The organism is Sulfitobacter sp. CW3 (genome assembly GCF_019392245.1).
Taxonomy (GTDB): domain Bacteria; phylum Pseudomonadota; class Alphaproteobacteria; order Rhodobacterales; family Rhodobacteraceae; genus Sulfitobacter.
Genome location: NZ_JAHXRL010000004.1, coordinates 1 through 26,351, shown reverse-complemented (window position 1 = coordinate 26,351; position 26,351 = coordinate 1). Strand labels below are relative to the sequence as shown.

At 58.1% G+C, this 26,351-nt stretch carries 27 protein-coding genes and 1 pseudogene; 15 read left to right on the top strand and 13 right to left on the bottom strand.

From position 1 onward, the window contains the following. From KZZ06_RS10230 to KZZ06_RS10180, 11 genes are all read right to left on the bottom strand, one after another. A complete protein-coding gene (locus KZZ06_RS10230) occupies positions 1-2,154 on the bottom strand; it encodes an ATP-binding protein (RefSeq protein WP_219579941.1) in 2,154 nt (717 codons plus the stop codon). Positions 2,155-2,316: 162 nt separating this feature from the next. After that, entirely contained in the window at positions 2,317-3,423 is a 1,107-nt protein-coding gene (gene pqqE, locus KZZ06_RS10225; RefSeq protein WP_219579940.1) for a pyrroloquinoline quinone biosynthesis protein PqqE, read from the bottom strand. Continuing rightward, complete coding sequence (gene pqqD / locus KZZ06_RS10220; protein ID WP_308340014.1) at positions 3,420-3,695, bottom strand: pyrroloquinoline quinone biosynthesis peptide chaperone PqqD; 276 nt, start codon at positions 3,693-3,695, stop codon at positions 3,420-3,422. The genes pqqE and pqqD overlap by 4 nt, the downstream gene beginning before the upstream one ends. A 1-nt stretch (position 3,696) precedes the next feature. Continuing rightward, positions 3,697-4,446 carry a pyrroloquinoline-quinone synthase PqqC gene (gene pqqC, locus KZZ06_RS10215; protein WP_219579938.1) on the bottom strand — a complete coding sequence of 250 codons (750 nt, stop codon included), beginning with the start codon at positions 4,444-4,446 and terminating at the stop codon, positions 3,697-3,699. A gap of 1 nt (position 4,447) precedes the next feature. Next, on the bottom strand, positions 4,448-5,341 hold the full coding sequence (gene pqqB, locus KZZ06_RS10210; protein WP_219579937.1) for a pyrroloquinoline quinone biosynthesis protein PqqB: 894 nt from the start codon (positions 5,339-5,341) through the stop codon (positions 4,448-4,450). A 24-nt stretch (positions 5,342-5,365) separates the two neighbouring features. Then, entirely contained in the window at positions 5,366-5,470 is a 105-nt protein-coding gene (gene pqqA, locus KZZ06_RS10205) for a pyrroloquinoline quinone precursor peptide PqqA (protein ID WP_093916145.1), read from the bottom strand. A 101-nt stretch (positions 5,471-5,571) separates the two neighbouring features. Beyond that, a complete protein-coding gene (locus KZZ06_RS10200; protein ID WP_219579936.1) occupies positions 5,572-6,255 on the bottom strand; it encodes a response regulator transcription factor in 684 nt (227 codons plus the stop codon). Positions 6,256-6,264: 9 nt separating this feature from the next. Beyond that, on the bottom strand, positions 6,265-7,866 hold the full coding sequence (locus KZZ06_RS10195; protein ID WP_308340013.1) for a HAMP domain-containing sensor histidine kinase: 1,602 nt from the start codon (positions 7,864-7,866) through the stop codon (positions 6,265-6,267). A gap of 4 nt (positions 7,867-7,870) precedes the next feature. Continuing rightward, positions 7,871-8,662 carry an ABC transporter permease gene (locus KZZ06_RS10190; RefSeq protein ID WP_219580421.1) on the bottom strand — a complete coding sequence of 264 codons (792 nt, stop codon included), beginning with the start codon at positions 8,660-8,662 and terminating at the stop codon, positions 7,871-7,873. Between the two features lie 2 nt (positions 8,663-8,664). Next, positions 8,665-9,384, bottom strand: a complete 720-nt coding sequence (locus tag KZZ06_RS10185) for an ABC transporter ATP-binding protein (RefSeq protein WP_219579935.1) — start codon at positions 9,382-9,384, stop codon at positions 8,665-8,667. 195 nt (positions 9,385-9,579) lie between these two features. Beyond that, positions 9,580-10,794, bottom strand: coding sequence for an MFS transporter (locus KZZ06_RS10180; RefSeq protein ID WP_219579934.1), 1,215 nt, complete (start codon positions 10,792-10,794; stop codon positions 9,580-9,582). 201 nt (positions 10,795-10,995) lie between these two features. Between KZZ06_RS10180 and KZZ06_RS10175 the strand changes: the two genes are divergently transcribed. The 13 genes from KZZ06_RS10175 (at position 10,996) to KZZ06_RS10115 (ending at position 23,295) form a co-directional block, all read left to right on the top strand. Further along, complete coding sequence (locus KZZ06_RS10175) at positions 10,996-11,913, top strand: hypothetical protein (RefSeq protein WP_219579933.1); 918 nt, start codon at positions 10,996-10,998, stop codon at positions 11,911-11,913. Positions 11,914-12,009: 96 nt separating this feature from the next. After that, positions 12,010-12,966, top strand: coding sequence for a MoxR family ATPase (locus KZZ06_RS10170; protein ID WP_219579932.1), 957 nt, complete (start codon positions 12,010-12,012; stop codon positions 12,964-12,966). Further along, positions 12,963-13,868: a DUF58 domain-containing protein gene (locus KZZ06_RS10165; protein WP_219579931.1), complete on the top strand. Its 906-nt coding sequence runs from the start codon at positions 12,963-12,965 to the stop codon at positions 13,866-13,868. The genes KZZ06_RS10170 and KZZ06_RS10165 overlap by 4 nt, the downstream gene beginning before the upstream one ends. Then, positions 13,865-14,233 carry a hypothetical protein gene (locus KZZ06_RS10160; RefSeq protein ID WP_219579930.1) on the top strand — a complete coding sequence of 123 codons (369 nt, stop codon included), beginning with the start codon at positions 13,865-13,867 and terminating at the stop codon, positions 14,231-14,233. Before KZZ06_RS10165 ends, KZZ06_RS10160 begins: the two co-directional genes overlap by 4 nt. Then, positions 14,226-15,188 (top strand): VWA domain-containing protein, encoded by a 963-nt coding sequence (locus tag KZZ06_RS10155; protein WP_219579929.1) that lies wholly within the window; start codon positions 14,226-14,228, stop codon positions 15,186-15,188. Before KZZ06_RS10160 ends, KZZ06_RS10155 begins: the two co-directional genes overlap by 8 nt. After that, the gene (locus KZZ06_RS10150) at positions 15,170-16,084 is read left to right on the top strand and encodes a VWA domain-containing protein (protein ID WP_308340012.1); all 915 of its coding nucleotides are present in this window, start codon (positions 15,170-15,172) and stop codon (positions 16,082-16,084) included. Before KZZ06_RS10155 ends, KZZ06_RS10150 begins: the two co-directional genes overlap by 19 nt. Next, entirely contained in the window at positions 16,081-16,755 is a 675-nt protein-coding gene (locus tag KZZ06_RS10145; protein WP_219579928.1) for a hypothetical protein, read from the top strand. Before KZZ06_RS10150 ends, KZZ06_RS10145 begins: the two co-directional genes overlap by 4 nt. Then, entirely contained in the window at positions 16,752-17,975 is a 1,224-nt protein-coding gene (locus tag KZZ06_RS10140; protein ID WP_219579927.1) for a hypothetical protein, read from the top strand. Before KZZ06_RS10145 ends, KZZ06_RS10140 begins: the two co-directional genes overlap by 4 nt. 115 nt (positions 17,976-18,090) lie before the next feature. Next, entirely contained in the window at positions 18,091-18,810 is a 720-nt protein-coding gene (locus KZZ06_RS10135) for a response regulator transcription factor (RefSeq protein WP_219579926.1), read from the top strand. A 2-nt stretch (positions 18,811-18,812) separates the two neighbouring features. Next, positions 18,813-19,979 (top strand): FIST N-terminal domain-containing protein, encoded by a 1,167-nt coding sequence (locus KZZ06_RS10130; protein WP_219579925.1) that lies wholly within the window; start codon positions 18,813-18,815, stop codon positions 19,977-19,979. A gap of 2 nt (positions 19,980-19,981) precedes the next feature. Continuing rightward, entirely contained in the window at positions 19,982-22,219 is a 2,238-nt protein-coding gene (locus tag KZZ06_RS10125; RefSeq protein ID WP_219580418.1) for a PAS-domain containing protein, read from the top strand. A gap of 63 nt (positions 22,220-22,282) precedes the next feature. Continuing rightward, positions 22,283-22,945 carry a hypothetical protein gene (locus KZZ06_RS10120; protein WP_219579924.1) on the top strand — a complete coding sequence of 221 codons (663 nt, stop codon included), beginning with the start codon at positions 22,283-22,285 and terminating at the stop codon, positions 22,943-22,945. Further along, on the top strand, positions 22,942-23,295 hold the full coding sequence (locus tag KZZ06_RS10115; RefSeq protein WP_219579923.1) for a hypothetical protein: 354 nt from the start codon (positions 22,942-22,944) through the stop codon (positions 23,293-23,295). Before KZZ06_RS10120 ends, KZZ06_RS10115 begins: the two co-directional genes overlap by 4 nt. Before the next feature lie 53 nt (positions 23,296-23,348). On the opposite strand, the gene KZZ06_RS10110 is transcribed toward KZZ06_RS10115, so the two are convergent. Continuing rightward, positions 23,349-24,164 carry a quinoprotein dehydrogenase-associated SoxYZ-like carrier gene (locus KZZ06_RS10110; RefSeq protein ID WP_219579922.1) on the bottom strand — a complete coding sequence of 272 codons (816 nt, stop codon included), beginning with the start codon at positions 24,162-24,164 and terminating at the stop codon, positions 23,349-23,351. A 126-nt stretch (positions 24,165-24,290) separates the two neighbouring features. On the opposite strand from KZZ06_RS10110, the gene KZZ06_RS10105 reads away from it, so the two are divergent. After that, positions 24,291-25,388: a quinoprotein relay system zinc metallohydrolase 2 gene (locus KZZ06_RS10105; RefSeq protein ID WP_257884309.1), complete on the top strand. Its 1,098-nt coding sequence runs from the start codon at positions 24,291-24,293 to the stop codon at positions 25,386-25,388. Between the two features lie 10 nt (positions 25,389-25,398). On the opposite strand, the gene KZZ06_RS10100 is transcribed toward KZZ06_RS10105, so the two are convergent. After that, complete coding sequence (locus tag KZZ06_RS10100; protein ID WP_257884308.1) at positions 25,399-25,983, bottom strand: hypothetical protein; 585 nt, start codon at positions 25,981-25,983, stop codon at positions 25,399-25,401. Positions 25,984-26,187: 204 nt separating this feature from the next. On the opposite strand from KZZ06_RS10100, the pseudogene KZZ06_RS10095 reads away from it, so the two are divergent. Then, positions 26,188-26,351, top strand: a pseudogene (locus KZZ06_RS10095) (S-(hydroxymethyl)glutathione dehydrogenase); the annotation flags it as partial.

Genomic DNA, 26,351 nt, shown 5'->3' with positions numbered 1-26,351 from the left:
TCAGCCGTTGTCCGTGTCGCTATTTGAATCAAGCGCACCTTTGATCGCGGCCAACAGATCGCGGCGCATCACCGGCTTCATCAGTCTGATATCTTCGGGGCGCAGGCCGTTTCCGTGCACCGTTGCCTCGGATGCGTAGCCGGACATAAACACAACCGGCAGCGTGTTTCGTATCTCTCGCAGCTCTTTGGCAAGGCCGGTGCCCTGAAGTCTTCCGGGCATGACGATGTCGGTGAGCAGCAGGTCATACGTCGGGTCTTCTTCGAAGATTTGCTTAGCCTCGTCGCCTGACTGGGCGGGTCGAACGGCATAGCCTGATGCTTGCAGCATTGCGGTCAGAACCGACCGGACTTCTTCTTCGTCCTCAGCAAGCAAAATACGTTTGCCTTGGGGTCTCTGCCTGATCTCATCGGGGTGGTCCGGTGCCGTGGCCGGTTGGTCGGTGGTTTCTGCCGGGAAATACAGTTTGAATGTCGTGCCGATGCCGACCTCGGAATAGACTTGGACCGTGCCACCGGACTGCCCCATAAAGCCCATAACCATAGGAAGGCCCAACCCGGATCCGTGGCTTACTGATTTGGTGCTGAAGAATGGGGTGAAAATACGCTCGAGGTCTTCGTCGGCGATCCCGTGCCCCGTATCGGACACGGCAACCAATACGTATCTGCCGGGTTCCAATTTCTCGTGGCGGCCGTCGATATAGCCTGCTTCGACCCTGACATTGGACGTTTCAATGGTCAGCCTGCCACCCAGCGGCATGGCATCACGGGCATTTAGGATCAGGTTCAAAAGTGCGCTTTCCGCGGCAACGGGGTCGGCTTTGACTTTCCACAATCTGGCCAAAAGCGATGTCTCGATCTCGACATTGGAGGGGAGCGTGCGCCCCGCCCAGTTTTTAGTGTCGCGCACCAACTTGTTAAGGTCCATGATTTTGGGCTGCAACGGCGCACGGCGCGAATAACTCAGCATGTTCCGGGTCAGCTCTGCCCCGCGTAGGGTCGCGTCGATACAGGGCTGGATCATCATTCTCAGCTCTTCATCGGCGCATTCTTCCTGCATCAGTTCCAGATTACCCAGAATGACAGCCAGCAGGTTGTTGAAATCATGGGCCACGCCGCCCGTTAGCTGCCCGATCGTCTCGAGCCGCTGTGACGCTGCTAATTGGGCCTGCAGTTCCTCGCGTTGTTTTTGCTCGGCCAGCCGTTTGGTGATGTCGGTAATATTCGCGCGGATCAGGGTCCTGTCATACGGGGGAACTCGCAACAGGGTCACTTCGCATTGGAATTCTTTTCCGTTCACATCGAAATACGACCAATCAAATGTCGGGTGGCCACCTGCAACGGCGTCTTCCAGATTTTTTTTAGCCAGTTCTTTGCTGTTTTCGCCTGAGGGTTGCAGCTCTGGGGTGAACTCTGCCACTGTCGTGGTGTGTAGCAGCTTGTCGCGCGAAACCCCGAACATCCGCTCTGCCTGGGCATTAACAGAAACGAGATGTCCCTTTTCCACATCAAGGATCAGGATCGCACTGGGTGCGTATTCGACGAGCGTTTGAAATTTTTTGTGGTTGTCTGCGACCTCGTCAGAGGATTTTTCCCAAAATTCGCTGATGTGACGGATGAGGGTAATCATCAAGGCGCTGACCAGACAGCTGGTGACGATGGCGACGACCCAGTTCTGCGGGTCCTGGTTCCACTGGGCGATTGCATCATCAGGGCTAACCAGGATTTCTGAAACAAATAGATAGGCAAAAACCGTGAGTACAACGGCCAAACCGGCCAACGCAATATAGGCGATCCGTCGGGTGTAAAACGTTGCAAGCATCGCCAAAATACTTGGGAAACCATATAATGCAGCAGCCGACAGGCCAAGGTTGGCAACCCCCACGAACATGGCGACGGTCAAACCCGATATGGTCAGTAAGCCCCTGAGTTCTAGATGTTTATCGGCCCTAAGGAACAGCGTCGGCAAGACGCTAAACGACCCCAGCAAAACCACCATCGGGGCATATATCGGCCCGAATTGGGTGGCTCGAAGGACCGCGAGGAAAAATGCTGCAATGACGAACAGTGAAACGAAATCTAATATCCGCCGAAGCGTTTTGCGCAATCCTGTGTCGAACGGGTCGGTGGGTTGGATTTCGTCTGTGTTGGGCATTAAGCGTCCTTGTCCCCTGACGGGTCTGCCCTTGCTATCACAATCTTTGGCCAGAAGATCAATTAATTTACTATGGTGGCACCTCATACCAATAGAGGGCACGCAAAGCAGCGCGGCCAAAACGCATTGGACCCGCAGGAATGCAGCATTCTCGGGGCGGTTTTATTCAGCCGGTTCGGAGGTTTTTGCAGGGGCATCGCGGTAGACAAGCGGTGCGTCATCCCGTCCTGAAAATGCGTCCGCTTGGGTTTGCAGGTCCTTGTGGTGTGGCGACTTGATGCACACAGGATCGGTTGCCGACGGGTCGCCAACCACTGCCATAGCCTGACAGCGGCAGCCCCCGAAATCGATGGTCTTGCGGTCGCAACTGGTGCAGGGATCCTGCATCCAATCGGTTCCGCGATATGCATTAAAGGCCGCACCGTTGTGCCAGATGTCACTTAGCGGTTTGTCTTGAACACGGTCAAACGTCAGTTGAGGAATGGTTTGCGCCGCATGGCAAGGCAGCACCAATCCGTTCGGGGTGACGTTCAGACCCGTGGTACCCCAACCGCCCATACAGCGTTTGGGATAGCTTTCGTGATAATCCGCGGGAACATAGTCGATCACCAACCGTCCCTTTAGCCGCGTCCGGGCCTCAATAACGATTTGCGTGGCTTCTTGGGCCTGTTCGCGGGTGGGCATCAGGGCATCGCGGTTTTTTAAGGCCCAACCGTGAAACTGCACGGTTGCGACCTCGATCCGTCGGGCACCCATTTCCTCGGCCATCTCGATTGCGCGGGGCAGTTGGTGCAGGTTGCGCCGGTGCAAAACAGCATTCAGGGTCAGCGGGAAACCGATTTTACCAATCCATTCCGCGACCTGCATTTTGCGCGCAAACCCGCCGCGATATCCGCCGATTTCATCAGCCATTTCGGGGCTGGTGCCTTGCAGGGATAGCTGCACATGATCCAGCCCCGCCGCATCAAGTTGCATCAGCCGCTTTTCCGTCAGCCCAATGCCCGACGTGATAAGGTTGGTATAAAGACCGGCCTCGCGGGCGGCGGTCACCAGCTCTGTCAGATCGCGCCGCGATGCAGGTTCCCCTCCGGACAGATGCAGTTGTAGCACGCCCATTTCCGCCGCCTCGCGGAACACACGTGCCCAGGTTTCCGTGTCCAACTCGCTGTCGATGGCGGCCATTTGAACGGGGTTCGAACAATACGGGCACGCCAGCGGGCAGCGATAGGTCAGCTCTGCCAGCATGGCGATGGGGGCAGGCGCAGTCATTGCGAGACATCCAGAAACCGGCGGCTGCGCAACGCGTCAAGAAAACCGGAACTGTCGTTGCGGATTTCATCGACGGGCGCGCTATAGCGTTCGGCCAGTGCACCCGTGATTTCACCAAAACTGCGGGTGCCGTCGACCTCGGTCAGGATTGCATGGCCAACCGCATCCAGCGTGATCGCGCGTTCAGGGGCCAGCAGCACCCAGGCATCACGAACTTTGTCATGATGCAGTCTTACGCCGCGAGGCAGGGTGGGGATATCGGTGGTCTGCACGTCAGGACGCCTTTTGCAGCGACAGACCCTGATCGGGTTGCCATGCGCCCGGCGGAATGCGGGCGGGCGTGACATAGGCGGCCGAAAGCGCATCAAGCTGCGACCACAAAACATCGGTTTTAAAGATCAGCGCGGCAGCGGCGGCATCTTGCTTTTCAGCGGTGTCCGCATTGTCCAGCACCCAAGCAAGGCCAAAGGCGACATCTTTGGGGGCTTCCTTCAGGCGGTTCTTGAAATACGACAGCGAACTGTCGTCGGCAAAGTCATAGTTCTTTAGCAGCCCTTCGATCCGGTTCGCATGGATCTTTGGGGCGAAAAGCTCTGTCAGGGATGCGGCAACAGCCTCAAGCAGGGTTTTCTCGCGCACAAATCTTACATAGGCGTCCACGGCAAATTTGGTCGCAGGCAGAACGCCACGGCACGACGCCACATAGTCAGGATCAAGACCAACCGCTTCGGCCAGACGCAGCCAACGGCGAATGCCGCCTTCGTTGGTGTCGGTGCCATCGTGGTCTTCGATACGGGACCGCCATTGCCGCCGCAGCGCCGGATCTTCGACCCGAGACATAAAGGCGGCATCCTTCATCGGGATCGAATGTTGATAATAATACCGGTTAATGACCCATGCGCGCACCTGATCAGCGTTACACGCGCCGCCATGCAGCATGTCGTGAAACGGGTGTAGATCGTGATAACGCTCGGCACCGATCTGGCGCAGGCGGGCCTCAAATTCACTACGGGTTTGGGTCATGTCAGGTGATCTCCATTCCGTCTTGTCCGATTGTCCAACCTGCCGCTTCGGCCATGGCTTTTTCAGCCGAATCTGGGCGCAAGACGGGGTTGGTGTTGTTCATATGCACATAGACTTTTTGTGCGATATTCAGCGGATCAAAGGCGGCCAACGACCCGTCTGGACCATCCATCGACATATGCCCCATCCGCTTGCCGGTTTTTTGGCTTAGCCCGGCGCGGACCATTTCATCATCCTGCCAAAGCGTTCCATCAAAGAAAAGCAGGTCGGCCCCGTCAAGCCGCTTGCGCAAATCGTCGTTCAGCAGCGCGCAGCCAGGGATGTAAAATACCGTCTTGTCGGCTGTTTCAAGTTTAACGCCAACAGTTTGGTCCCCCATCAGATCGGTCTGCACCTCGTCGCCCTCAAGATACAAAGGTACCTTACCGGGGACGGCAAATAGCGTCGCGGTCATGCCGGGTAGCAACGGAAACGGGGTATCAAGCGCGATGGTCTGACGTGTCACCACATCACGGTTCAGGGCATCAAACATTGGATTTTGGGCCAATACATCATGAATACCCGCTGTCGCGAACAGGGTAAAAGGCTGCATTTCGCGCAGGGTAAGCAGACCTGCGACATGATCGATATCGCCATTTGTCACCAGCACGGCGCTTAGCGGTAGGCGGCGCAAATCGGTTGGGTGAAGTGGCGGGGCGGCAGCAAGCTGGTGCCTAATGTCGGGAGAGGCATTCAGCACAGCCCACGAAGTTCCATCCGCCGTAACAGCTAGCGAAGACTGAGTTTGAGATGGGATTGCGCCGTCCCGCGCAAGATTGCAGTTTTCGCAACCACAATTCCACTGGGGCAATCCGCCACCTGCGGCCGCCCCTAGGATATGCGCGCGGAAAGTCATAGCTGCCACCGCGCGCTGTCTGTCTTAGAACAATACGCCGCCAGCGTCTTCGCCGTCGCCATCTGGTCCGTACATGTTGATTTCCATGCCGCATTCAATTTCGCGGATGATTGGTTTGGTCCATGCCATAGTCGTGTCCTCCTCCTGATTGAAATATATCCCCACGCTGACAGAGAGATGCTGTTCAAGCGACTCTTATTTACTAAGAGCGCCTTAGACTTTGGTGGGTATCAGGTATCGTTCAGGATCGGGGCCTGACCGGCAAGAACAAAACCTTTGTTTCGTAATGTTTTGATTTCAAATGGAAAATCATCGTGGGACAGTTTCTTGCGCAAATACCCGATATAGACATCTACGACGTTTTCGTTGCCCGATCCGTCACTGACCCACAGGGTGTCAAACAGCGATCCGCGCGAAATTGGCGTGCCAGCATGCTGTATCAACAGCTCCAAAAGTTCGAATTCGCGTTCTGTCAGGGGGGTCTCGGACGCCCCGTTTTTCAGGATACGGGTCCGGCGTGACAGTTTGCACGGGGCGGGCCGTTCGGTGCTGACCCGGTGTTCCTGCACCCGCAACCGCGCCACCAATTCGTCAAAGTCAAACGGCTTGACCACATAATCATCGGCCCCGGCGTCCAGACCTGCGGTGCGGTGTTCTACGTCAGATAGGGCGGACAGCATCAGGATGGGCAGGTTCGCCCCGGTCGCACGGATCGTGCGTACAAGGTCGATACCACTGTCGGCCCCCAGCATGACATCAACGATCGCGCTGGAATACCGACCCGTCTGAAGCCGCTCTAGGGCGCGGTCGGCACGGTTTTCAGTTTCGGCGGCATAGCCATGCAGCGCCAGCCCACGCGCCAGGGCAGACGTGATTTCGGGGTCGTCATCAATGATAAGCAAACGGCCGGGCATGGGTGCAGTTTAATCCTTGGCGATGGGAAGGCGAACCGAGATTTTAGTACCGGCTGCGGGGCCAAGTGCGTCGGATCGGGGCAGCGGGCTGGTCAGGCTGATTTCGCCCCCCTGTTCTGTGATCACCCAGCGGGCAAGGGCCAAACCAACGCCAAACCCCTGTTTGCTGGATTTCGATGATCCCTGCGCGAAACGGTCGAACACGCGCGACTGGTCTTGCGGGTCAATGCCGGGTCCGTTGTCTGTGACCGACAGCCCCGCCAAGGCCGTGCCGATTTCCGGTGCCAACCGCACGGTGCCGCCGTCGCGGGCATAGCGGATGGCGTTTCGGATCAGGCTGACGATCACTTGCCGGATCCAGTTGGGATCGCTGTGCAGCGCAATATCGGGCATCTCCACCACTTCAAGCGTCATGCCTGCGTTGTCGATTTCGGCCTGTATTTCGGTCTGCACCTCGGCGACAAGTTCGGGCAGGCGTACGGACTGTGGGTCCAACGCCAGCTGGCCGGTATCAGAACGCGCCAGCCGCAACAGATCATCGATGCGCCGGTTCAGCCGCCGTGCCTGACTTTCGATGGTCGAAAACGCGGCATGGGTATCATCGGGGCCTTTCTTGCCGATCTGCGCCTCCATCAGCATGACGGTCAGCGGGGTGCGCAATTCGTGGCTGACATCGGCAAAAAACCGACGTCTGTTGCTGTCGATCTCTTCCAAAGCAGTATTTGCAGCGCGCAATGCTTCGGTGCGGTCGGCAATCGTTTCGTTCAAACGCGCCCCTTCTGCGGCGACCTGCTGTTGGCGTTCGTGCAATGCGGCGGCCATCCGGTTTGTCTCGGTGGCCAGCAAACCGATTTCATCCTGCCGCGATACAGGCAGGGCGACGGCAAAATCCCCTGCGCCAATTTGCTGGGCGGCGGCGCGCAGTTGATCCAGCCGCCGGAACTGTGGGCGGATCAAGCCCAAGTAAAAGGCCGCAACCAAAACAACCGCGGCAGCCGCAATCAACACAGCAAAAAGCGCCAGCCGCTGCCGTAATGCGTCGATCCCGGCCAGAATGGTGTTGCGGAACATGACTTCGGTATTGATGGCCTGGCCCAGCAGCGGGTCAAAGCCGGAGGCAAAACTGTCGATATAGGCGCGCAGGTGTGACGTGTCCGCCGTATCGGTCGCCAACCCTTTTAACGTCCTGTCCAGCAAGGCCTGCATCCGCGCCAACCCAAGCGACTGGGTCCCGTATCGGGATTGTTCATCAAGGCCGAGCGTTTCGGCGGCGGCGACCGCTTGGGCCACATCGTCATGCAGTTGAACAAAGGTGCGTTCCATCTGGTCGGCGATGGGGGAAATACGTTCAGTTCGGGTGGTCAGGGGCAGGCCCCTTTGCACGGCCTCTGTGGCGACAACCAGAAATGTCGCCGCCTGTGTCGACAGGCCAGCATAGCGTGACATCCGCGTTTCCGAGGCAAGGGCGGTGTCCAGCCTGCGCCCGACCTCGCCCAGCCCCAGATACAGCATCAAGGCGATCAGGATCGTCGCAAACCCCAGCAATGCGGCCCCAATCGCAAGGCGGAGCTTTAACGAGATTGCCGGTTTGAGCGGGACACCTGATTGCACCGGATCAGCCCTTGCGTTTGATCAGACCGCGCGCCGGATCATACCCCCAGACGGCGATCAGGCTGAGCACCAATGTGCTAAGAACCACCCATACCAAGGCATGTAGGTTCAATTGCAGATACAGTAGAAACCGGATCAGTTCGACCACATGGGTAAAGGGATTGAACGCGCAGATATCGCGCAACAAGGGCGAGCTTTCTGCCATTTTCCAAAGCGGATAAAGTGCGGAGGACAAGAAAAACATCGGGAAGATGACAAAGTTCATGACGCCCGCAAAGTTTTCAAGCTGCGAAATAAAACTCGATAGAACCAGCCCAAGCGCACCCAGCATCAGCCCCCCAAGGATCAAGCCCGGCAATACGGCAACATAGCCCCATGGCGGCATGGTGATGCCAAAAAGCGCAGCAATGCCAAGGAACGCATAGACCTGCAAAACCGATATGGTGGTGGACCCGAAGAGCCTGCAAAACAACAGCCACCATCTGGGATAGGGGCTGGTCAGCAGCAACCGCATGGACCCCATTTCACGGTCATAAACCAGACTAAGCGAGCTTTGCATGCTGTTGAAAAGCAGCACCATCGCGCACAGGCCGGGCACGATATAGGTCTCGTAGGTGATGTAGGTGTCATAGGGTGGAATAATCGACAGGCCGAGGGCCGCGCGAAAACCCGCAGCAAAGATGAACAACCAGACAAGCGGCCGCACCAGTGCTGCGATGAACCGTTCACGTTGATGCACGAACCGCAAAAACTCGCGAATGACAATTGCGCGGGTAACGCCCCAATAGCCGATCATGTTCATGCCGGAACCCCGGTGCGGGCCAGAAACCAATTCGACAGTGGGGTATCGCCGCGCAAGCTGCCCGCTTGCCCCTCGTTGATGATCTGACCCTGGTGCAGGACCAGCAGCGCGTCGGTATCGCGGACTTCGTCGGTTAAATGCGTTGTCCAAAGGACGCTTAGCCCTTGGTCCGCCAGATCATGAACGTGGTCCGTAATCGACTGACGTGCGGCAGCGTCCAGACCCACGGTGGGTTCGTCCAGCAAAAGCACCTTGGGATCGTGGAGCAGGGCACGTGCCAGTTCCGTCCGTCGGCGGTGCCCGCCATTTAGATCGCGCGCCTTTTCGTCGATGCGTTCGCGCATGCCCAATTGTTCCAGCGCGGCATCAATCCGGCCGGGGACTTCGCCGCGCGGCAACCCGTGCAGGGCTGCGAAATATGACAGGTTTTGACGAACGGTAAGGCTCAGATCGAGGGTGGGTTGCTGGAACACCACACCCAGTTCAGCCATCGCGCGGCGCGGTACGCTGCGCAAATTATGCCCGGCGATTTCGATGTCACCGGCCGGTGCCACCAGCAGACGCGTTAACAACGATATAAGCGTGGATTTCCCTGCCCCGTTCGGGCCCAGCAAGGCACAGAACTGCCCCGGTGCCACGGAAAATGACACATCTTGCAGCGCTTTCTTTGCGCCGTAGTTAAAGCTGAGCCCCCGAACCGATAGACCTGTTGTCATTGTATTTCATACACAAAATAGATCGTTGCCATGCTGCACCTTTGGTTTTTGTGTCCTTGCAGATACTGTGCCCCGAAAGCATTCGCACGACAAGCCACGTCGCGCGACCGGGTTTTTACGGCGCGGTTAGGGCGAATTTTGACGCCCGTTTTACAATGCCGCTGATCCCGAATGCGAACCGAAAGGGCGGGCGATCTAGGCTTTGACCGCCGATCTGAGGTCTTCATAACTTTTGACGTCGCGCAGGCCACTGACGGTCGCCGCCAAGAAGGACAGCACGAAGGCCACGAACACCAGCACCAGACCCGCCTGCGGTGATGAACTGCCAACAAATGCGCCTGCAAGTACCGCAGCCAGCGGACGGACACCGTAGATTGCCGTCTGGATGACCGCGTTGACACGCCCAAGCATATGGCTTGGTGATACGATCTGCCGGACCGAGTTTTGTGCAATCAGCCACATGGACGGGCCAAATCCGATGATAAAGAAGGCGGCACAGATTGGCAGGAATGACCCTTGTGCTGGCACCAGATACAGGATTACCGGAGCCACCACAGAAATGCCCGGTCCGAACAGCAAGACAATATTTGGCTGTATGCGCGCGCCGTATCTGCGGCTGATCCACGACCCCATGATTGCGCCTGCGCCAAATGCGGCAAGCGCTATTCCGAAGGTTCCGGCCCCGATCAAATAGACGTCACGGATCAAAGGCACCATCGTCACCAGCAGCGCTGAAAATGCAAAGTTCCAGAAAATCGCGCAAAGCAGGATGGCCCGCAAAAGGCCATGCCCCACCACGTATTTCCCACCTTCCAGAACCCTGCCGAAGACGGTTTCTGTCGCCGTGGTCGGCGTGATTTCAAATCGAGGGAGCTGCACAGCGAAGATGCAGGCCGCCGCCGCTCCAACAGCGGCGAGAGGGAATAACCAGCCTGCGGACACGTACGAAATAGCAATGCCGACAGTGAGCGGCACGGCAACGGACGCCAGTGCACGGGGTAATTCTATGCCTGCGTTAGCTGTGCCCAAGTCCTTTTGGGCAACGGTTTTCGGGATGATGGAAAGCGTCGTGAGCATAAACAGCACGATGCCAAATCCCGACAGCACGACGAACAGACCGAACCAGAACAGACTGCCGAAAGCCACGGCTATTGCCGCACCGCTAAACCCCACAAGCGACAGCAATGTTGCGGCAATAGCCAAGGTTCTTTGCTGATAGGTGTCGACCAATATCCCGAACGGAATCGACCCCAAAAGATGCGCCATCGACTGACATGCGACAAGTAATCCGATCGTTTCTGCCGGGGCATCGAAGATCAGGGCGGCAACCAGCGGAACCGACACCAGCGCGATCTGGTCCGCAATGTGGATGCCATAAGCTGCGCGCGTTAATTGTCTGACCGGTGTCATGTCTGATCTCCTGGTTTTGTTTGGGACAGCAATACAATCGGGTGCCCTGCAATCGACCCGAAACATGCGGTAAAGGCGGCGCGATACAGGCCCTTTGTGTACGAATCAAAGCTCAGCATCACGAAATATAAACACGCCCTTATAATAATGGACGCAACCGGCTGTGTGACCTACGCTTGGCCAAACCTACAGGACAAGATTATGCAACGGTTGATAATCACCCTGCTGCTTGCTTTGGGCATCGCCACAGAAGGCAGCGCAGATCGGGCGCGGTATATCGAACTTGCCCGCCGTGGCTGGGGGTATGAACTGCGCACGGCACTGCCGATGCGCGCGTTTCCTGCGCCAGTCCACATCAACGGGCGCGATCTGGCGGGGTCCAGTCTTTGTGTGGTCGGCGAACGTCCCCATCCCAGTTCGCTCAAAACCCTCAATGCGTTTCGCGCGCTGATTGCGCATACATTCGGCAAACCGCTGACCATGCGCCATGCCGGACGATCGGCAGAACAATGCGGGTCAGGGCGGACTGTCATTCTAAGGCTTTATTCAGGGTTTCCGCCAAACCGCGCGCTGACGGCCGACCTTGCCTGGATGAACGATGTGCATGTGTTGGGGTTGCCCAAGAGGAGTTATTATACGGCAACGTCGCCCGCGATGGCGCAAACCTTTTTTGGTAAGCGCGGGCAGGGGACACATATCATGGTCAAGCAACCCGCGTTTCCCCGGCCGGGTACCTTGGAAACCGCGTTCTATAAATCGATTCTGATCGAAGAGCTGTTCCAGTCCTTTACCTTTGGGATGGACATCATGCTGTTTGACCGCGCAGCCGCATTTGAATCAAAACTGCAAGAGACACCGGTTAACCTGCACCGGCTTTCGTGGGAATCGCGGGATTTCATGCGCGCGCTTGTGAATTCAAACCCGGACGGTCTGTGCTTTTTCGACGTTTTCATGCTGCACGCCGTTGCCCAATCACCTGTGGACCAGACGGTCGATCCTGAGTTCATCTCTTTCATTGATCGCGCCTATGACAGCCTTTTGATGCAGACGCAGGACACCGTGGCTGACCCCCGATTTGCCGATCTTCTTGCGCCGGGATGTGCCTATTTAACCCCGTGAAACCTGCATGATTCCGGCCCGATACTTTCGGGGGTGTATGCGGAGGCGGCTGTTCTGGCTATTTTGAGGGGGCGGAATGCGCGCCGGGGGGGAACCATGAAAACAGGATCGGATAATGCACAAGCAGGTGTGGCTGGGCTTTCGGCGCATCTTAAGCAGGGTCTGGTCGGGCATGACGCCCTGATCGAGCGGCTGTTGGTGGCGTTGCTGGCAGGCGGGCATTTGCTGGTCGAAGGGCCGCCCGGTCTGGCCAAAACCCGCGCCGTCAAATGGTTGTCAGATGCGGTCGAAGGGTCCTTTGCGCGCATTCAATGCACGCCCGATTTGATGCCATCCGATCTGACGGGCACGCCGGTTTATCACCCCCAAGACGGGAGTTTTGAATTTGTGCCCGGTCCGGTTTTCAACAATCTCGTGCTGGTGGACGAAATCAACCGCGCGCCGCCCAAGGTACAGTCCGCCCTGCTTGAGGCGATGGCCGAGCGTCAGGTAACGGCGGGCAACGACACGCATCCGCTGCCTGATCCGTTTCTGGTGGTGGCGACGCAAAACCCCATCGAACACGACGGGACCTTTCCCTTGCCCGAGGCGCAGCTGGACCGGTTCTTGTTGCATGTGATATTGGAACTGCCGGGTATCGAAACAGAACGTCAGATCCTCGACCTGGTCGAGGCCGAAGCCCAAGGTGCCCCGTCGCCCGCGCTGTCCCTGTCACTGACCGATCTGGCAAAAGCCCGCGCGCAGGTGCAACAGGTTCATCTGGCACCAGAGCTGCGCGATTATATTGTGCGGCTGGTGATGGCGACGCGTGAGGGGCCATTGGCGCAGGACATAGAACACGCCGTTTCGCCGCGCGGTTCGCTGTCCCTTGCCGCGGCCAGCAAGGCGCGTGCATTTTTGCATGGCCGCGATTTCGCCTTGCCCGAGGATGTCGCGGCATTGGCGGGTGACGCGCTGGCCCACCGCATGGTGCTGAGCTGGCGCGCCGTAGCAGACGGGCGTCGCGCCCGCGACATCGTGGCGGATATTGTCAACGCAGTCGAACCGTTGTGACTGCGGCGCTGGATGCCCCCGGCGTTGCCCTTTACTCTGCGGCGCTGATCGCGTTGCGCGGGGTGGCGTTGAACGCGGATGCGGCCCCTGTACTGGCGGCTTTGCCCGGCGGGTTCGCCACACGGCGCAAGGGCCACGGGCTAGAGGTCGCATCAACGCGGGAATACGCGCTCGGCGATGATCTGCGGCATCTGGATCGCGGCACAACGGCCCGGACCGGTCGGTTACATGTGCGTCAGTTTCAGGAAGAACGCGATCGCGTCACCTTGCTGATCGCTGATTTTCGCCCGGCGATGTTCTGGGGGGTCCGGCGGGCGTTCCGGTCTGTCGCGGCGGCCGAGGCCCTGACGCTGGTGGGCTGGAACGTGGTGGAAAGTGGCGGCCGTGTCGGGCTGTTGGCACTGACAGCGGCGGGCCCTGTCATTGCAATGCCGCGTGGGCGCACCCGTGGCATGTTGGATGTGATCGGTGCGATGGTGCAGGCCCATGCCAGTGGATTGGCAGCGATGATCAACGGGCAGGTTGACGATACCCCGCTGGATCAAGGGTTGGCGCGGGCCGACCGTCTGGCCCCGCCCGGTGCCGAATTGGTGATTGCGTCGGGTTTTGATGCACCGGGTACCGGATTGGCGGACCGCCTGAACGCCTTGGCCCGCCGACGGTCCCCTCGATTGTTGCTGATCACAGATGCCGAGGCAGGTGATCTGCCGCGCGGGCGGTATCCGATCCGACTGCCGGATGGTCGCAGGATCAGGGTGCATCTGGGCGGACAGGATCACCGTCAGTCCGACCCCCTGCGCCAGATCGCCGGGCGCAATGCGCTGGTGTTGGATGCAGGCGAAGCAGTTGAACAGACAGCCCGGCGGCTTGCCGCTGTGTTTGTGGCGGAGCGGGCGGCATGAGCGATCAAGCGATGAGCGAAGCCGCGATGCTGATCAGCCTGCGCGATATCACGCTGCCGGTTGATGCTGCGGGCGGGGCTGTGGCAGATATCGCTGTCACGGTGGGCCTTGCCGGGGTTCTGGCGTTGATCATCGCTGCGGTATTGCGTTTGTTTTCCATGCGGCGACCGGCGGCGGGTTCAAATGTGCAGGCGCAGATATTGGCGATGACCGACATGCCGGATGATACACGCCGCGTCGCGTTGCTGCACCTATTAAGGGAGGCACAGCCCGAGCGTTACGCCGCCATCAGGGGCGCGCTTTATCAGCCGGGGGGCGGCGTGGATATCGCCACGCTGGAGGCGGAGGTCGCGCACCTTGTTTGAGCTTGCCGATCCATGGTTCCTGGTGCTGCTGCCGCTGCCCTTGTTGGTGATGTGGCTTTTTGGGGCGGCACCGATGGCTGGGGGCGCGATAAGGGTGCCGGGCAGGATCGGCGACGCCCTGTTGGCTGCGCAGCAGCGCCAGACGCTGGACGGTGGCTTGCGCCTGCGCTTTGGTGTTTTGTGGGTCATTTGGGGGCTGTTGATCCTTGCGATTTCCGGCCCGCGCGACCTTGCCCCTGTGTCGGCGCTAAAGGTGACGGGGCGCGATCTGGCGATTGTTCTGGATCTGTCAGGGTCGATGGTGCGCGATGATTTCCATTTGGGGGGCGAACCGCTGACACGGCTTGAGGCGGTAACCACCGTTGGCGCTGATTTTGCCAGACGGCGCGGGGGGGACCGTGTGGCGTTAATCGTATTCGGGTCCGAGGCGTATTACGCCGCGCCGTTTTCCTTTGACGTCGAAGCGGTCGCCCGCCGGATCGAAGAAGCGCAAATCGGGATATCGGGCCGCGCGACCAATATTTCAGACGGGCTGGGTTTGGCGCTTAAACGGATGGCGCAAAGCAATGCGGCGTCACGGGTTGTGATCCTATTGTCTGACGGGGTCAACAATGCAGGGGCGACGAACCCGCGCGGTGTCGCGGAACTGGCTGCGGAAATGGGGGTGCGGGTCCATACGATTGCGCTTGGCCCCAAGGATCTGACAACCGCCGAGGCAGGCGAACGTGGTGTCGTGGATGCGGCAACCTTGCGGGCGATTTCCGAGATTTCGGGTGGTGAGAGTTTCCGCGTCAAAACCACAGAAGACTTGGCGCAGGTGGCGGATGCGCTGGACCGGCTCGAATCCACCGACAGCGACGGATTGGCCGCAGAGGTGTTTCGGGATTATTGGCCGTGGCCCGCCAGCATCGCCGCATTGCTAGGGCTTTGGCTTGCGTGGAGAGAACTGTCGTGACCGGTGTGGACATCATCCTTTTGCGGCCTTGGTGGTTGCTCGGCTTGCCGATTTTGGCGCTGGCGGGGTGGTGGCTTTTGACGCGGCGGGGCGGGCTGGGAGACTGGCAAAAAGCCAGCGATCCGGCGTTGCTGCGCGCCATGGCCGCTTTGGGGCGGATCGATACATCGTCAAGCCGCGCGCCGGTGTTGGCGATGCTGGCTATGGTGACGGTTACGGTGGTGGCGCTGTCCGGCCCCGCGGTTGAGCGGCGCGATACGGTGTCGTTTCGAAACCTCGACGGTGTGTTGTTTGTGATCGATACATCGGCCAGCGTCACAGACGACCCGCGTTGGCAGCAAATGCAGGCGCTGGGCCGCTTCGGGTTGGCGTCACTGGGCACACGCCCCGGCGGGCTGATCGTCTATGCGGGCGATGCCTATGTCGCGGTGGATATGACGCTGGACCATCTACAACTGGGCCAGACGCTATCGTTGATTGATGCCAAGACCGTGCCGGATGTGGGCACCCGCCCCGAGCGAGCTTTGAAGCTGGCCGCCGACATGCTGCGCGAGGCACAGGTGATCGCGGGAGATGTGGTCCTTTTTACTGACGGCGATGGGTTGGACGCGGCATCATTGCGCCAAGCGGCCGCCATTGCAGGACTGGGCGCGCGGCTATCTGTGGTGTCCCTGAATACGCCGGTTGCGGCGATTGATACCCATGCCGCAGCAGGCGCTGGCAGGGTCTTTACGCTGGATCAAAGTGATGCTTTCGCCGCGTGGATCGGTGAAACAGCCCGCACGCGGCTGGAGGCCCAAGACCATCCGCTGTTGTTTTGGAAGGACATGGGTCGCTACCTTTTGTTGCTGGCCCTTTTCCCGTTACTGCTTTTGTTTCGCAGGCAAACCGCATGAGGGTGGTTGTTTTAATAACCGCACTGGCCTTGACCCTTGGTCTGATAACTGGGGGCACTGCGCCTTTCGGGCGGGTGTTTTTGGCGATGGGTTTGCCAAAACTCGCCACGCCGTTTTTCGATGATCCGGCGTGGCAGGGGGCCGCGTTGTTCCGGGCGGGCCATTTCGACGCCGCGGCGGATCGGTTCACGCAGGCAGACGCCTACTATAACTTGGGAAATGCAGCGGCACATGCGGGCCACTACGCAGCGGCGCTTGAGGCGTTTGATATGGCCCATGCGCGCGGCCACCCGGATGCGCAGGCCAATTTCGATGTGGTCGCGGCGTTCTACGCGGGGCTGGGCATCGATCCAGAGGCGCTGGCCCTGTTCGAGCGACAAAAAGACGGTGCCCAAGCGGACAGTTTTGTCGCGCGGGGCAATGCGCGGGCTGCGGGGACGGGCAGCGATGTGACGAATAACAATACAATGTTGGGATTGGCCCAACTGGACAGCCGGGGCCGCCAAGGCGTGCGGCGGGTGTTTGATGACAAGTTCATGCTGGCCGATACCCGTTGGCTTGCACAGCTTGCTGATGTGCCGGGCGAATACATGGCGGCCCGTATTCTGCATGAGCACAAGCGGCGCGCAAAGCTGGGCCTGTCGCCCCCCAAAGCGGAGGACCCGCGATGAGATGGCTTTTGACGCTGACCATGATGGCGCTGCCGGGGCTGGCGATGGCGCAATCAAAAACGGTGTTGCCGCAAGATTTGGAGCTATGGGTCGAGGTGACCGAAACGGAGCATACGCCGTTTGTGCGTGAAATGGTGCTGATCACGATCAAGGGGATATACCGGCGTCATATCACCCGCGAAAAACTGGTTCAGCCGGATTTCGAGGGGTTCAGCTGGACCCAATTGGGTGATGACACGTGGCGCGCTGAGCGGATCAACGGCGAGCTGGTCAAAACGTTCAAACGGCGCATGGCGGTCTATCCGTCCAGACCCGGCGCGCTGACCATCGGGGCATTCACGCACCAGCTGACCCTGACCGACGACGGGGATGATTGGTTTGATCATCAGATCGTGTCGGCACCGGTCACGATTGATGTTGTCGCGGCACCTACGGGCCAAGATTGGTGGTTTCCGGTCAAATCCCTGAAGGTGTCGGATCAATGGTCGAACGCGCCGGATCAGTTGGTGCCGGGTGAGGGCGTCTTGCGGGTGGTGCGGGTTGAGGCTTTGGGCGTTACGGCAGAAATGATCCCGCCTATGCCAACCTTACATTCGCCGTCGGCGATGATCTTTCCACACCCTGAAAAACGCTTTGTCGAATTGTCGCCCCAAGGCCCGCAAGCATTCGCCTATTGGCGGTGGACCATCCGACCCAGCAACGACACATCGACAATCGTTGAACCGCTAAGTTTCACCTATTTTGACACGGTGAACCGTGTGGATCGGCAGGTCACGATTTCCGCGCAGCGGGTGGCGTATGGGTCGGTCGTGCCGGATCAAGCTGGTAAGCCAGCGGTCGAAACGCGTGCCGTTTCGGCGCAGTTACCGGGTTGGCCGCTGGCTGTGCTGGCCGCCCTGATTTGCGCCGGGGGCGTGTTAGCAGCATCAAGGGGTCACCGGATTGCTGGGATGCCAGCCCTCAGACGGTTTTGGTTGGCCGATCCGCTAGCCCGCCAGCTTCGTCGGGCATCACGGGCTGGACACACGGCGGAAATGCGTGGCTATGCAGCGGCTATTCTGCGGCGCGACGGGATAACCGCGCGCCGCCAAGACCTGTTGCACCAGCTAGATCTGGTGCTGTTTGACCCAAGCGGCCAGCCCGATTCTATGAAGAATTTCGCCCGAGATTTCTTACGTGCTTCGGATGTGCACACCACGGCATACCGGCCGATTTCGTGATTTCCCGATAAAACAGGGGAGATTGGCAGCTTCCCGCATAAATTGAGAAATTTTTGCGGAATTTGTTGAAAAGTTTGTTGTTCCCCGTAGCATCGCGGTTGGGAGGACTATTTTCATGGAACATTGCGGTGTGCCAATACAGCAGGACTTTGTCTCGTCCATGCTGATTGTTGATGACCATCCATTATACAGCGACGCCTTGGAATCGGCGCTGGAACTGGTGTTTGAGGATTGCGATATTCGCAAGTCAAGCACCCTAAAAGGCGCTTTGGAAATGGCGAAAGGCGGCTTTGAACCGGACCTTGTTATGTTCGATCTGAAGCTGCCGGATGTGACGGGAATTTCTGGTTTCCGCACGTTGCGAAAGCATTTTCCAGAGTCGCGTGTATTGGTGATCTCTTCGCTGGCGTCGTTCGAGCTGGTACATTCTTTGCTGCGCGACGGGGCGTCGGGGTTTCTACCCAAAGACACATCCGCACAAGCCCTGCGCGGAGCCTTGGCCGAAATCATGGCGGGCGGCGTTTATGTACCCAAGGGGTTCCAGCAACCCAGCGGCGGTGATCGCGACGGGATTTGGTCAAAATTCGATCACCCCAAACTGGCAGAGATGACACCGCAGCAAAAGCGGATCATGCGGCTGATTTGCCGGGGCAAAGCGAATAAGCAAATCGCCTATGAACTGTCCTTGGCCGAGGCAACCGTCAAGGCGCATATCACGGCATTGTTGCGCAGACTGGGCGTTCGTAATCGCACGCAGGCTGTTGTGATGGTCGAGGGTGCAATCGCCCAGCAATTCGGGGATGAGCCGGAAGCGCGTGCCTTTCTCAGGCATTGAGCATGCTGCACACGCATCCTGAGCAAACCGAGCCTACCTGCGTTCGGGTGGCAGTTTCGCGGGCACCCGACGCAGAGCAAGCCGCACGCGAGGCGGCGGCGCAGATCAAGAATTCTGCGACGTGTTTTGTTTTGTGTTTCGTCCCCGGTCGTCTGGATTGTCAGGTTGTCGCATCCGTTTTGGATGATGCGCTGCATGGTTTGCCGGTCTTTGGCTGTTCGACGGCGGGCCAGATCACAACGCAGGGATACGAGATTGACGCGCTGTTGTTGATGGCCTTTCCCAAAAGCCATTTCCGCTGCTCTTCGGTTTTGTTCGAACCGATGAACCCATTGTCATCGACCGATGTGGCGGCTCAGGCGCAGCGTGCAGATCAACGCTTTCAACACACGGCGGGTTGGCATCGACTGGGGCTGATTTTCACCGACGGGCTATCCAAACAAGAAGACATTCTAAGCTCGACACTGGAAACAGTGCTGACGGATTTGCCGATTTTTGGCGGGTCTGCGGGTGATGGCCTTTTGTTTGAAAAAACCTTTGTGCTGCACAAGGGTAACGCGCTGAGCGACGCGGCCGTGTTGTTGTTGGTGGAAACCGATCTACCTTTCCAAGGGGTCGGGTTTGATCATTTTCTGCCAGCAGGTTCGCATATCATCGTCACCGATGCCGACCCTGAACAACGCAAAGTGTTCGAGATCAACGGCGCCCCGGCGGCGCAGGAATACGCCCGGCTGGTCGGCAGTTCCGTCGAGGATCTGTCGCCCGAAATTTTCGCCGAGAACCCGTTGCTGATCCAATACAACGGCAATCACTATGTGCGGGCCATTTCCGATGCAGATGAAGACGGGGCGTTGTCGTTTCTGGCGGCCATTGATGACGGGCTGATCATGACGCTGGGATTGGGGCAAGAGATCACCAAGACGCTTAAAACCGGTTTGGACATCCGTGACCGGCGGGGCCAGCGACCGGATTTCATCCTTGGGTTCGACTGCGTCCTGCGCAAGCTTGAGATCGAACAAAAGCAACTCGGTGGGGCCGTGTCGGAAATTCTAAGCGAGGCGCGGCTGTTCGGGTTCAATACCTACGGCGAACAGCACTGTGGCGTGCATATGAACCAAACCCTTGTTGGTGTTGCCTTTTTCGGACCAGACGAGAGGACATTCTTTTGACCATGGTTGATCCTCGGGCACCGCTGCCCGAGCAGGTGAAAAGGCAATCGAAAATCATCGACGCGTTGGTGCGCCGGGCCAGCCAGCAAAAAGACGTGGGCCCCTCTGCCTACCGCGCGTTTCAGTCTGCGATTGATCTACAACAGCAGGTCGCGGCACAAACGCTGGAACTTGAAAGCGCCCGATATGAACGCGAGCGCACGCGCAAGGCGCTGGTCGAGGCACTGGCCTCGATGGAGGAAGGCTTTGCGCTGTTCACCGACGGTCGATTGAATATTTGCAACGAACTGTTCAAAGAACTGCTGCCCGATATTTCAGGCATGGTTGTGCCGCAGCTTGAGCTGAAGCTGTATTTCGATCTAATGGTAAACAGTCGTTTTCTGGTTTCGACCAACAGCAAGCTTGATATCGTGTCCAAGGCGCTGGAAGAGGCGGGTCCATCCGATCCCGCGGTGTCTATCGTGGCCGAGCTATTGCGCGATCGCTGGTATCAGCTGAGTGTGCAGAAAACATCGCCCGAAAATACGGTGCTGTTGCTGACGGAAATCACCACGCTGGTGCAGCATAACCGGCGCGAAAAGGAAAACCTGATAGACCAGCAGGAAGATTATCTTCAGGCGGTTTTCCAGAACATGAGCGCGGGGGTCTGCACCTTTTCTGCCGAGGGGCAGGTCATGATGCACAACGGGCGCTTTGGTGATATTTTGGGTGTACCACTGTCGGCCTTGCAGCCGGGAACGCCCGTGCAATCCCTGCTCAGCTATATGACACATCGCAATCTGATCGAAGACAGCGTGCTGGCGCAGATGGAAGCGTGGCAGCAAGACATGGTGAACAAGGGTTCCCTTAGCCGTCGGGTGCCGCACGGAGGAGGCCGGGTTCTGGATGTCTATGCGAACCTTTTACCAGACGGCCATTTTCTGGTTGAGCTAAAGGACGTGACCCTTGAGGCGCGTTCGACCGAGCTGCTGGAAAACCGGGTGATGGAGCGCACCGCAGAATTGACCCGCGCCAACGCAGAGCTGACCTCGCAATACGAAGAAAAAGCGCGGGTCGAAGAAGAATTACGCATCGCGAAAGAGCGTGCCGAAGCTGCGGTGTCTTCCAAAACGCGGTTTCTGGCCGCCGCGAGCCATGATCTGTTGCAGCCGATCAATGCCGCCAAATTGTTGATCTCTACGCTCGAGGAAACCACCCGCGAGACGCGGTTCTTGCCGATGGTGGAACGGTTGGGCGGGGCGTTTGCCTCGGCCGAGTATCTGTTGCATTCCCTGCTGGATATATCGCGACTTGAAAGCGCCGACCCCGATATGGTGTCGCCCAGTGATGTGAACCTTGGGGCGATCATGATGGGGGTCAAATCGGACCAGATGTTGCTGGCCGAGCAGAAATCAGTGCAGCTGGATGTGGTGCCAAGTTCGGTATTCGTGCGTTCTGATCCTGTTTATTTGTTGCGGTCGGTGCAGAACCTTGTGGTGAACGCGATACAATACACCAATGTTGGCGGTCGCGTGCTGTTTGGCTGTCGGCGCAAAGGCGATAAAATTATTCTTGAGGTGTGGGATACCGGGATTGGCATCCGTCGCAGGGATCAAGCGCGGATTTTTGACGAATTCACCCGCGCTGAAAACGTGCCGATCGGGTCGGGCGTCGGGTTGGGCCTGTCGGTCGTTGATCGCGCATGCCGGTTGCTGGGTCATCGTCTAAGCGTAAGGTCCAAACCGGGCCTTGGTTCAGTATTCAGTATCGAAATGGACATTGTGCATAGTGCCACGCCCGTGGCTGCCCAGCATATTCCCGTGCGCGAGCTTGAAGCCGAATCTGTTGATCACATTGTGGTAGTTATCGAGAATGACGCAGATGTTTTATATGGCACCACGCAGTGGTTGGAACAGTGGGGTGCCAGTGTCTTGTCTGCCAGTTCCACACAACAAGCGGTGGAGTTTGTGAAAGACATGGGGATGGCCCCCGACATTATTCTGGCGGATTATCAACTGGATGGCGCGGATACCGGCATCCGTGCAATCGCGGAAATTCGCGCGATGACCGGCACCCAAGTTCCCGCGATTCTGGTTACCGCAGATCGCAGCGAAACAGTCAGACGCACCGGAGAGCAAAACAACATATCAGTCATGACCAAACCGGCGGATTTGCTGCGCCTGCGCGGGCTGATTGAATGGAAAATCCGTTCAAATGCGCCCCCTACCGACCGATCAGGACAGACCAAACAGGAAGTATAGACAAAAGTCGAAGGTGACAGTGATGCGCTGCGCCCGCACACTTGGCCGCGAGAGGATACAACAATGATCATCAAAACCTTGGCCGCTGCGCTTTTTGCGATCGTTATCGCGGGGGGCGGCGTGGCTGCCCCGCTGGGTGGGCAGCAGACCTATGACATGCTGTTCCGCAACGGGACCTTGGATGACGTCAATCGCGACGCGTCACTGGTGTATCGCCGCGTTGTCGTGAACACGCTGAACCCGGAATTCGGCAAACGCGACACGGGCGATATCGCGCTTAGCTTTCGCGAGGGGCAAGCCACAATGGCGATGTTGGAATTCCAGCAAGATGGCAAACATCGCGCGTTGGGAACTTTCCCCGCGAGTGTGGGCAACCCGATGATTATGTATTTTTACGAAGCCGTTGTGCGGGATATGGCGGAATCTGCGGGGGGCAGCCCCTTTTATATTCGCAACCGCGTAAAAGAGGCGCTGATCCAGCCATCGGATGTTGAGGTCGGCGAAGCCCAGTTTGACGGTCGTGTCGTTAAAACCCAGACCATTCGGCTGTATCCGTTTGAAGGTGATGAAAACCAGGGCAGGATGAAGGGTTTTGGCGATCTTGAGCTGCGCGTGACCATGTCTGACGAAGTGCCGGGCTGGTATCTGAGCTTGGTTGCCGAGGCCGCTGGCGGGGCCGTCTTTCGTTCAGAGCTGTCGTTTGATCACCTTGATGGTGCGAAATGAAGGGGCTGGTTTACGCTATTGCAGTAACCGTTGCTGTTACGGGCGGCGCGTCGGCGCAATCGGTGGCTGATCGGTTGAATGACTACCCCACAGCTGCACGGGCCGATTACGTGTTCGCATGTATGGTCACGAATGGGCAAACCCGCGAAATGCTAGATCGCTGCGCGTGTTCAATCGACGAAATCGCGTCGATCCTGCCCTATGCGCAATATCTTCAAGCCGAGACTGTGTTGTCCATGCGTCGCGTCGGCGGTGAACGGATGGCGATATTCCAAAGCGCGTCAATGGCAGAGCATCTCGTTGCAGATATGCGACGCGCACAAGCAGAAGCCGAGATTGTTTGTTTTTGATGTGATCGCTGCCGCGTAGGGCAGGGGATATCTAACGGCAATGATACCTATGATTATCCATTAACGGATTTGGGCAACACAGTTTCGAATGTATTGCCTTCGGTGTCTGTAGCTTTGACCGTAAGAGCTGCCGCACCGTTGTCGTTATAGGCGAAACGGAACACCGGATTTTCTGAAATTGAAATGCCACCATCCATGGTGAACAGCAGGGCATCGCCCTGCCAGACTTCCATGTGGTCGATGAAATGCGCCGGAATAAAAAGCTGCGTGATCTGATCGCGCTGCAGCCCTGAATAGTTGGGGTGGCGGATCATAATTTGCGCCTCGCGGCGTGGGGTCGACATCTGAACGCCATCGCCCGCGAACTGGCGCAGCTTCATAGCGCCCATACCAGCAAGAGCGGCTTCTGGGTCTTTCGTGGCGGGCGCTGAACAGCCACCGGACGCTTTGACATAGCGACCGGTCATAAAAAGACCGTCCTGCGTTTCAGCGATGACACGAATGTTGGAATACTGGTTGACCCGCACCCGCATTTCGAAATCCAGCACGCCCATATCTTTGCCAAAACTGAACACGGCAGCGACGGGCGCGGGGTTTTCGTCAATCACCACAGTTGCGGCGGAAATGCTCGTGGCGTCATCCAGCTGTTTCAGGACAATCGGCACCGTCGCTGCATCATGCGCGCGGTACGGCGCATCAATGCTTAGCAGGCCATCGGCATTTTCCAGTAGCACTTCACCGACGATATCACCCTTTAGATCGTCCCATGTCGCGCTGGTTTGAAGCGGATTTTCCACGGTATCGGTCGACCAAACGGGGGCCGCAAACAGCGTGGCCAGAACAGCCGCAATCGTCAGTTTAAAGCGCATTGCAGTCTCCTTGGGCATCCAATCAAGCAGTTTATCGCATATTCTGACCGAAAAATACATCGAGACCTAAGGCTGATTGGGTCTCACGATTTCGTGTGAAACGATAGTCAGGGCATTGTGGGTGTTATGCTGTGCGTACTGGGGCACGGGATGCGGTGCGATCATCAGGGGGAAATGCATGTGTTTGAAGCCATCGTATCGCTGTGCCTGACGCTTGGCGACGGGCCGTGCCGGGATCAGCTATTGCCAGGTCACGAGGCGTTAACCCGCGAGGCCTGCATCGCGTCGCTTGCGGCATCGGTGCCGTCCTTGGCCAGTTTTGATGGCATGGGCGTTCTTAGCGAACCGACCTGCAAACCCATTGGAACGGCACTGGATGTAACCGAGGTCGCCCCGGGCGTTTTTGTGCATATGGGCCTGATCGAAGAACCTGACGCAGACAACCGCGGGGATGTGGCCAATCTGGGGTTTATCATCGGCACGAACGGCGTTGCCGTGATTGATACCGGCGCAGCGCGCTGGATGGGGGAGGCATTGTGGCGTGCCATCAGGCAGCGCACAGACCGCCCAGTGACCCATGTTGTACTGACCCACATGCACCCCGATCACGCGCTTGGCGCGGCCCCTTTTGCAGCGGCCGGTGCGCAGATCATCGGCCACGCCAATCTGCCGCGTGCGCTGTCGGACAGGCAAGCCAACTATCTTGAAAGTCTGGACCGATTGATCGGCGTTGCGACATTTATTGGAACCCAAACAGTACCGATAGACCAGTTGGTCCAAGATAGGCACGACATCGATCTGGGCGGGCGTGTGTTTGAACTGCGGGCGTGGCCCTTGGCGCATACCGCTGCCGACCTCACGGTGTTGGACAAGACCACCCAGACGCTGTTCGCCGGTGATCTGGTTTTTCACCGACATACACCCGCGTTAGACGGAAGCCTGATGGGGTGGCAGGCCGTGCTGGCAGAGCTGCAAACGATGGAACTGGCTAGGCTGATACCCGGGCACGGCGGGCCTGCGCTGGACTGGCCACAAGGGGTGGCCGCGATGGAAAGATACCTGAACCTGCTGGAAACAGACACGCGCGCGGCGATTGAGGTCGGTACCAGATTGGGGGATGCCGTCGAAACAATCGCACAGGGCGAGGCACCATATTGGGAGCTGTTCGACGCGTACAACCCGCGCAATGCAACGGGTGCCTTTACCGAGTTAGAGTGGGACTGACATCGCCGGATTAACCTTTGTCCGCAACGACCTGTTGCAACATCTGCGCAATCCCGAACAAGCGGCGTTCAAGCAGAACGGGAGTCTCGCAAATATACTGAATGCTGCGCTGCCGATCCGTGTAGATAATCTGATCCCAATCAAGCTGTTCTTCCAATGCGTCGACACGATCATAGTCCGGCTCTGATTTGGCCATGACCGCATCCATCTCGGCACGATTGGCATCGATTTTCTTGGCCAGTGCGATCTGACTTAGGGAAAAGTCACCAATGCCGCCAATGATTCGTGTTCTGCGTTCGGAAAGTGTCTCAAACGCGCGGGAAAACACCAAACCAAGCAGTTTTGCATCGCCAGCATGCGCCTTGGCAAATGCGTCAACCAGCGGCTGAACCTCGTCTAGATCGACCCGCCGCAGGGACAGATGGCTTGCTAGATCGTCAATCTCGGTGCGGGTTTTTGGGTCTTCCGGTGTCGACGCGGGATCAACCGGAAAGGGCCACATCAGCCCCAAGGATAGCGTTTCAACCTTGCGCTGCACACAAGGCCATGTCGGATCTGAAAAATCCGCCGCCTGCCCGGAAAGGGCCGGCACCATCAGAAGAACTGATAAAGAGAGGTGCTTGAGCAAGGTCATCATGGCCCCCGAATTTGTGCTGCAACTATGGCCAAGCATCGCGTGCAAGTCCACTGCACCCAATACCCACCATTGTCCTAGTTGATTTGCAAATCGGGCGGTCACCATACTGATCCAAACGTAAATTTGGCAGCCAATGCCATGAATGCTGGGGGGATTCTATAAATGCGGACACGCGCGGCAGTAGCTGTTGAGGCGGGCAAACCGCTTGAGGTCATGGAGGTGAACCTTGAGGGTCCGAAGCGGGGCGAGGTTCTGGTTGAGATGAAGGCCACGGGCCTGTGTCACACCGATGAATTCACCCGCTCGGGCGATGATCCCGAAGGTAT

Bases quoted from the DNA above. Each gene is read 5' to 3' on its own strand.
- KZZ06_RS10190 (WP_219580421.1), bottom strand. From the start codon at position 8,662: ATGATCGGCTATTGGGGCGTTACCCGCGCAATTGTCATTCGCGAGTTT.
- KZZ06_RS10230 (WP_219579941.1), bottom strand. From the start codon at position 2,154: ATGCCCAACACAGACGAAATCCAACCCACCGACCCGTTCGACACAGGA.
- KZZ06_RS10130 (WP_219579925.1), top strand. From the start codon at position 18,813: ATGCTGCACACGCATCCTGAGCAAACCGAGCCTACCTGCGTTCGGGTG.
- KZZ06_RS10160 (WP_219579930.1), top strand. From the start codon at position 13,865: ATGAGCGATCAAGCGATGAGCGAAGCCGCGATGCTGATCAGCCTGCGC.
- KZZ06_RS10120 (WP_219579924.1), top strand. From the start codon at position 22,283: ATGATCATCAAAACCTTGGCCGCTGCGCTTTTTGCGATCGTTATCGCG.
- KZZ06_RS10185 (WP_219579935.1), bottom strand. From the start codon at position 9,384: ATGACAACAGGTCTATCGGTTCGGGGGCTCAGCTTTAACTACGGCGCA.
- KZZ06_RS10180 (WP_219579934.1), bottom strand. From the start codon at position 10,794: ATGACACCGGTCAGACAATTAACGCGCGCAGCTTATGGCATCCACATT.
- pqqC (WP_219579938.1), bottom strand. From the start codon at position 4,446: ATGACCCAAACCCGTAGTGAATTTGAGGCCCGCCTGCGCCAGATCGGT.
- KZZ06_RS10135 (WP_219579926.1), top strand. From the start codon at position 18,091: ATGGAACATTGCGGTGTGCCAATACAGCAGGACTTTGTCTCGTCCATG.
- KZZ06_RS10140 (WP_219579927.1), top strand. From the start codon at position 16,752: ATGAGATGGCTTTTGACGCTGACCATGATGGCGCTGCCGGGGCTGGCG.
- KZZ06_RS10110 (WP_219579922.1), bottom strand. From the start codon at position 24,164: ATGCGCTTTAAACTGACGATTGCGGCTGTTCTGGCCACGCTGTTTGCG.
- KZZ06_RS10175 (WP_219579933.1), top strand. From the start codon at position 10,996: ATGCAACGGTTGATAATCACCCTGCTGCTTGCTTTGGGCATCGCCACA.
- KZZ06_RS10115 (WP_219579923.1), top strand. From the start codon at position 22,942: ATGAAGGGGCTGGTTTACGCTATTGCAGTAACCGTTGCTGTTACGGGC.
- pqqB (WP_219579937.1), bottom strand. From the start codon at position 5,341: ATGACTTTCCGCGCGCATATCCTAGGGGCGGCCGCAGGTGGCGGATTG.
- KZZ06_RS10170 (WP_219579932.1), top strand. From the start codon at position 12,010: ATGAAAACAGGATCGGATAATGCACAAGCAGGTGTGGCTGGGCTTTCG.
- pqqE (WP_219579940.1), bottom strand. From the start codon at position 3,423: ATGACTGCGCCTGCCCCCATCGCCATGCTGGCAGAGCTGACCTATCGC.
- KZZ06_RS10105 (WP_257884309.1), top strand. From the start codon at position 24,291: ATGCTGTGCGTACTGGGGCACGGGATGCGGTGCGATCATCAGGGGGAA.
- KZZ06_RS10145 (WP_219579928.1), top strand. From the start codon at position 16,081: ATGAGGGTGGTTGTTTTAATAACCGCACTGGCCTTGACCCTTGGTCTG.
- pqqA (WP_093916145.1), bottom strand. From the start codon at position 5,470: ATGGCATGGACCAAACCAATCATCCGCGAAATTGAATGCGGCATGGAA.
- KZZ06_RS10125 (WP_219580418.1), top strand. From the start codon at position 19,982: ATGGTTGATCCTCGGGCACCGCTGCCCGAGCAGGTGAAAAGGCAATCG.
- KZZ06_RS10200 (WP_219579936.1), bottom strand. From the start codon at position 6,255: ATGCCCGGCCGTTTGCTTATCATTGATGACGACCCCGAAATCACGTCT.
- KZZ06_RS10100 (WP_257884308.1), bottom strand. From the start codon at position 25,983: ATGGTGCCGGCCCTTTCCGGGCAGGCGGCGGATTTTTCAGATCCGACA.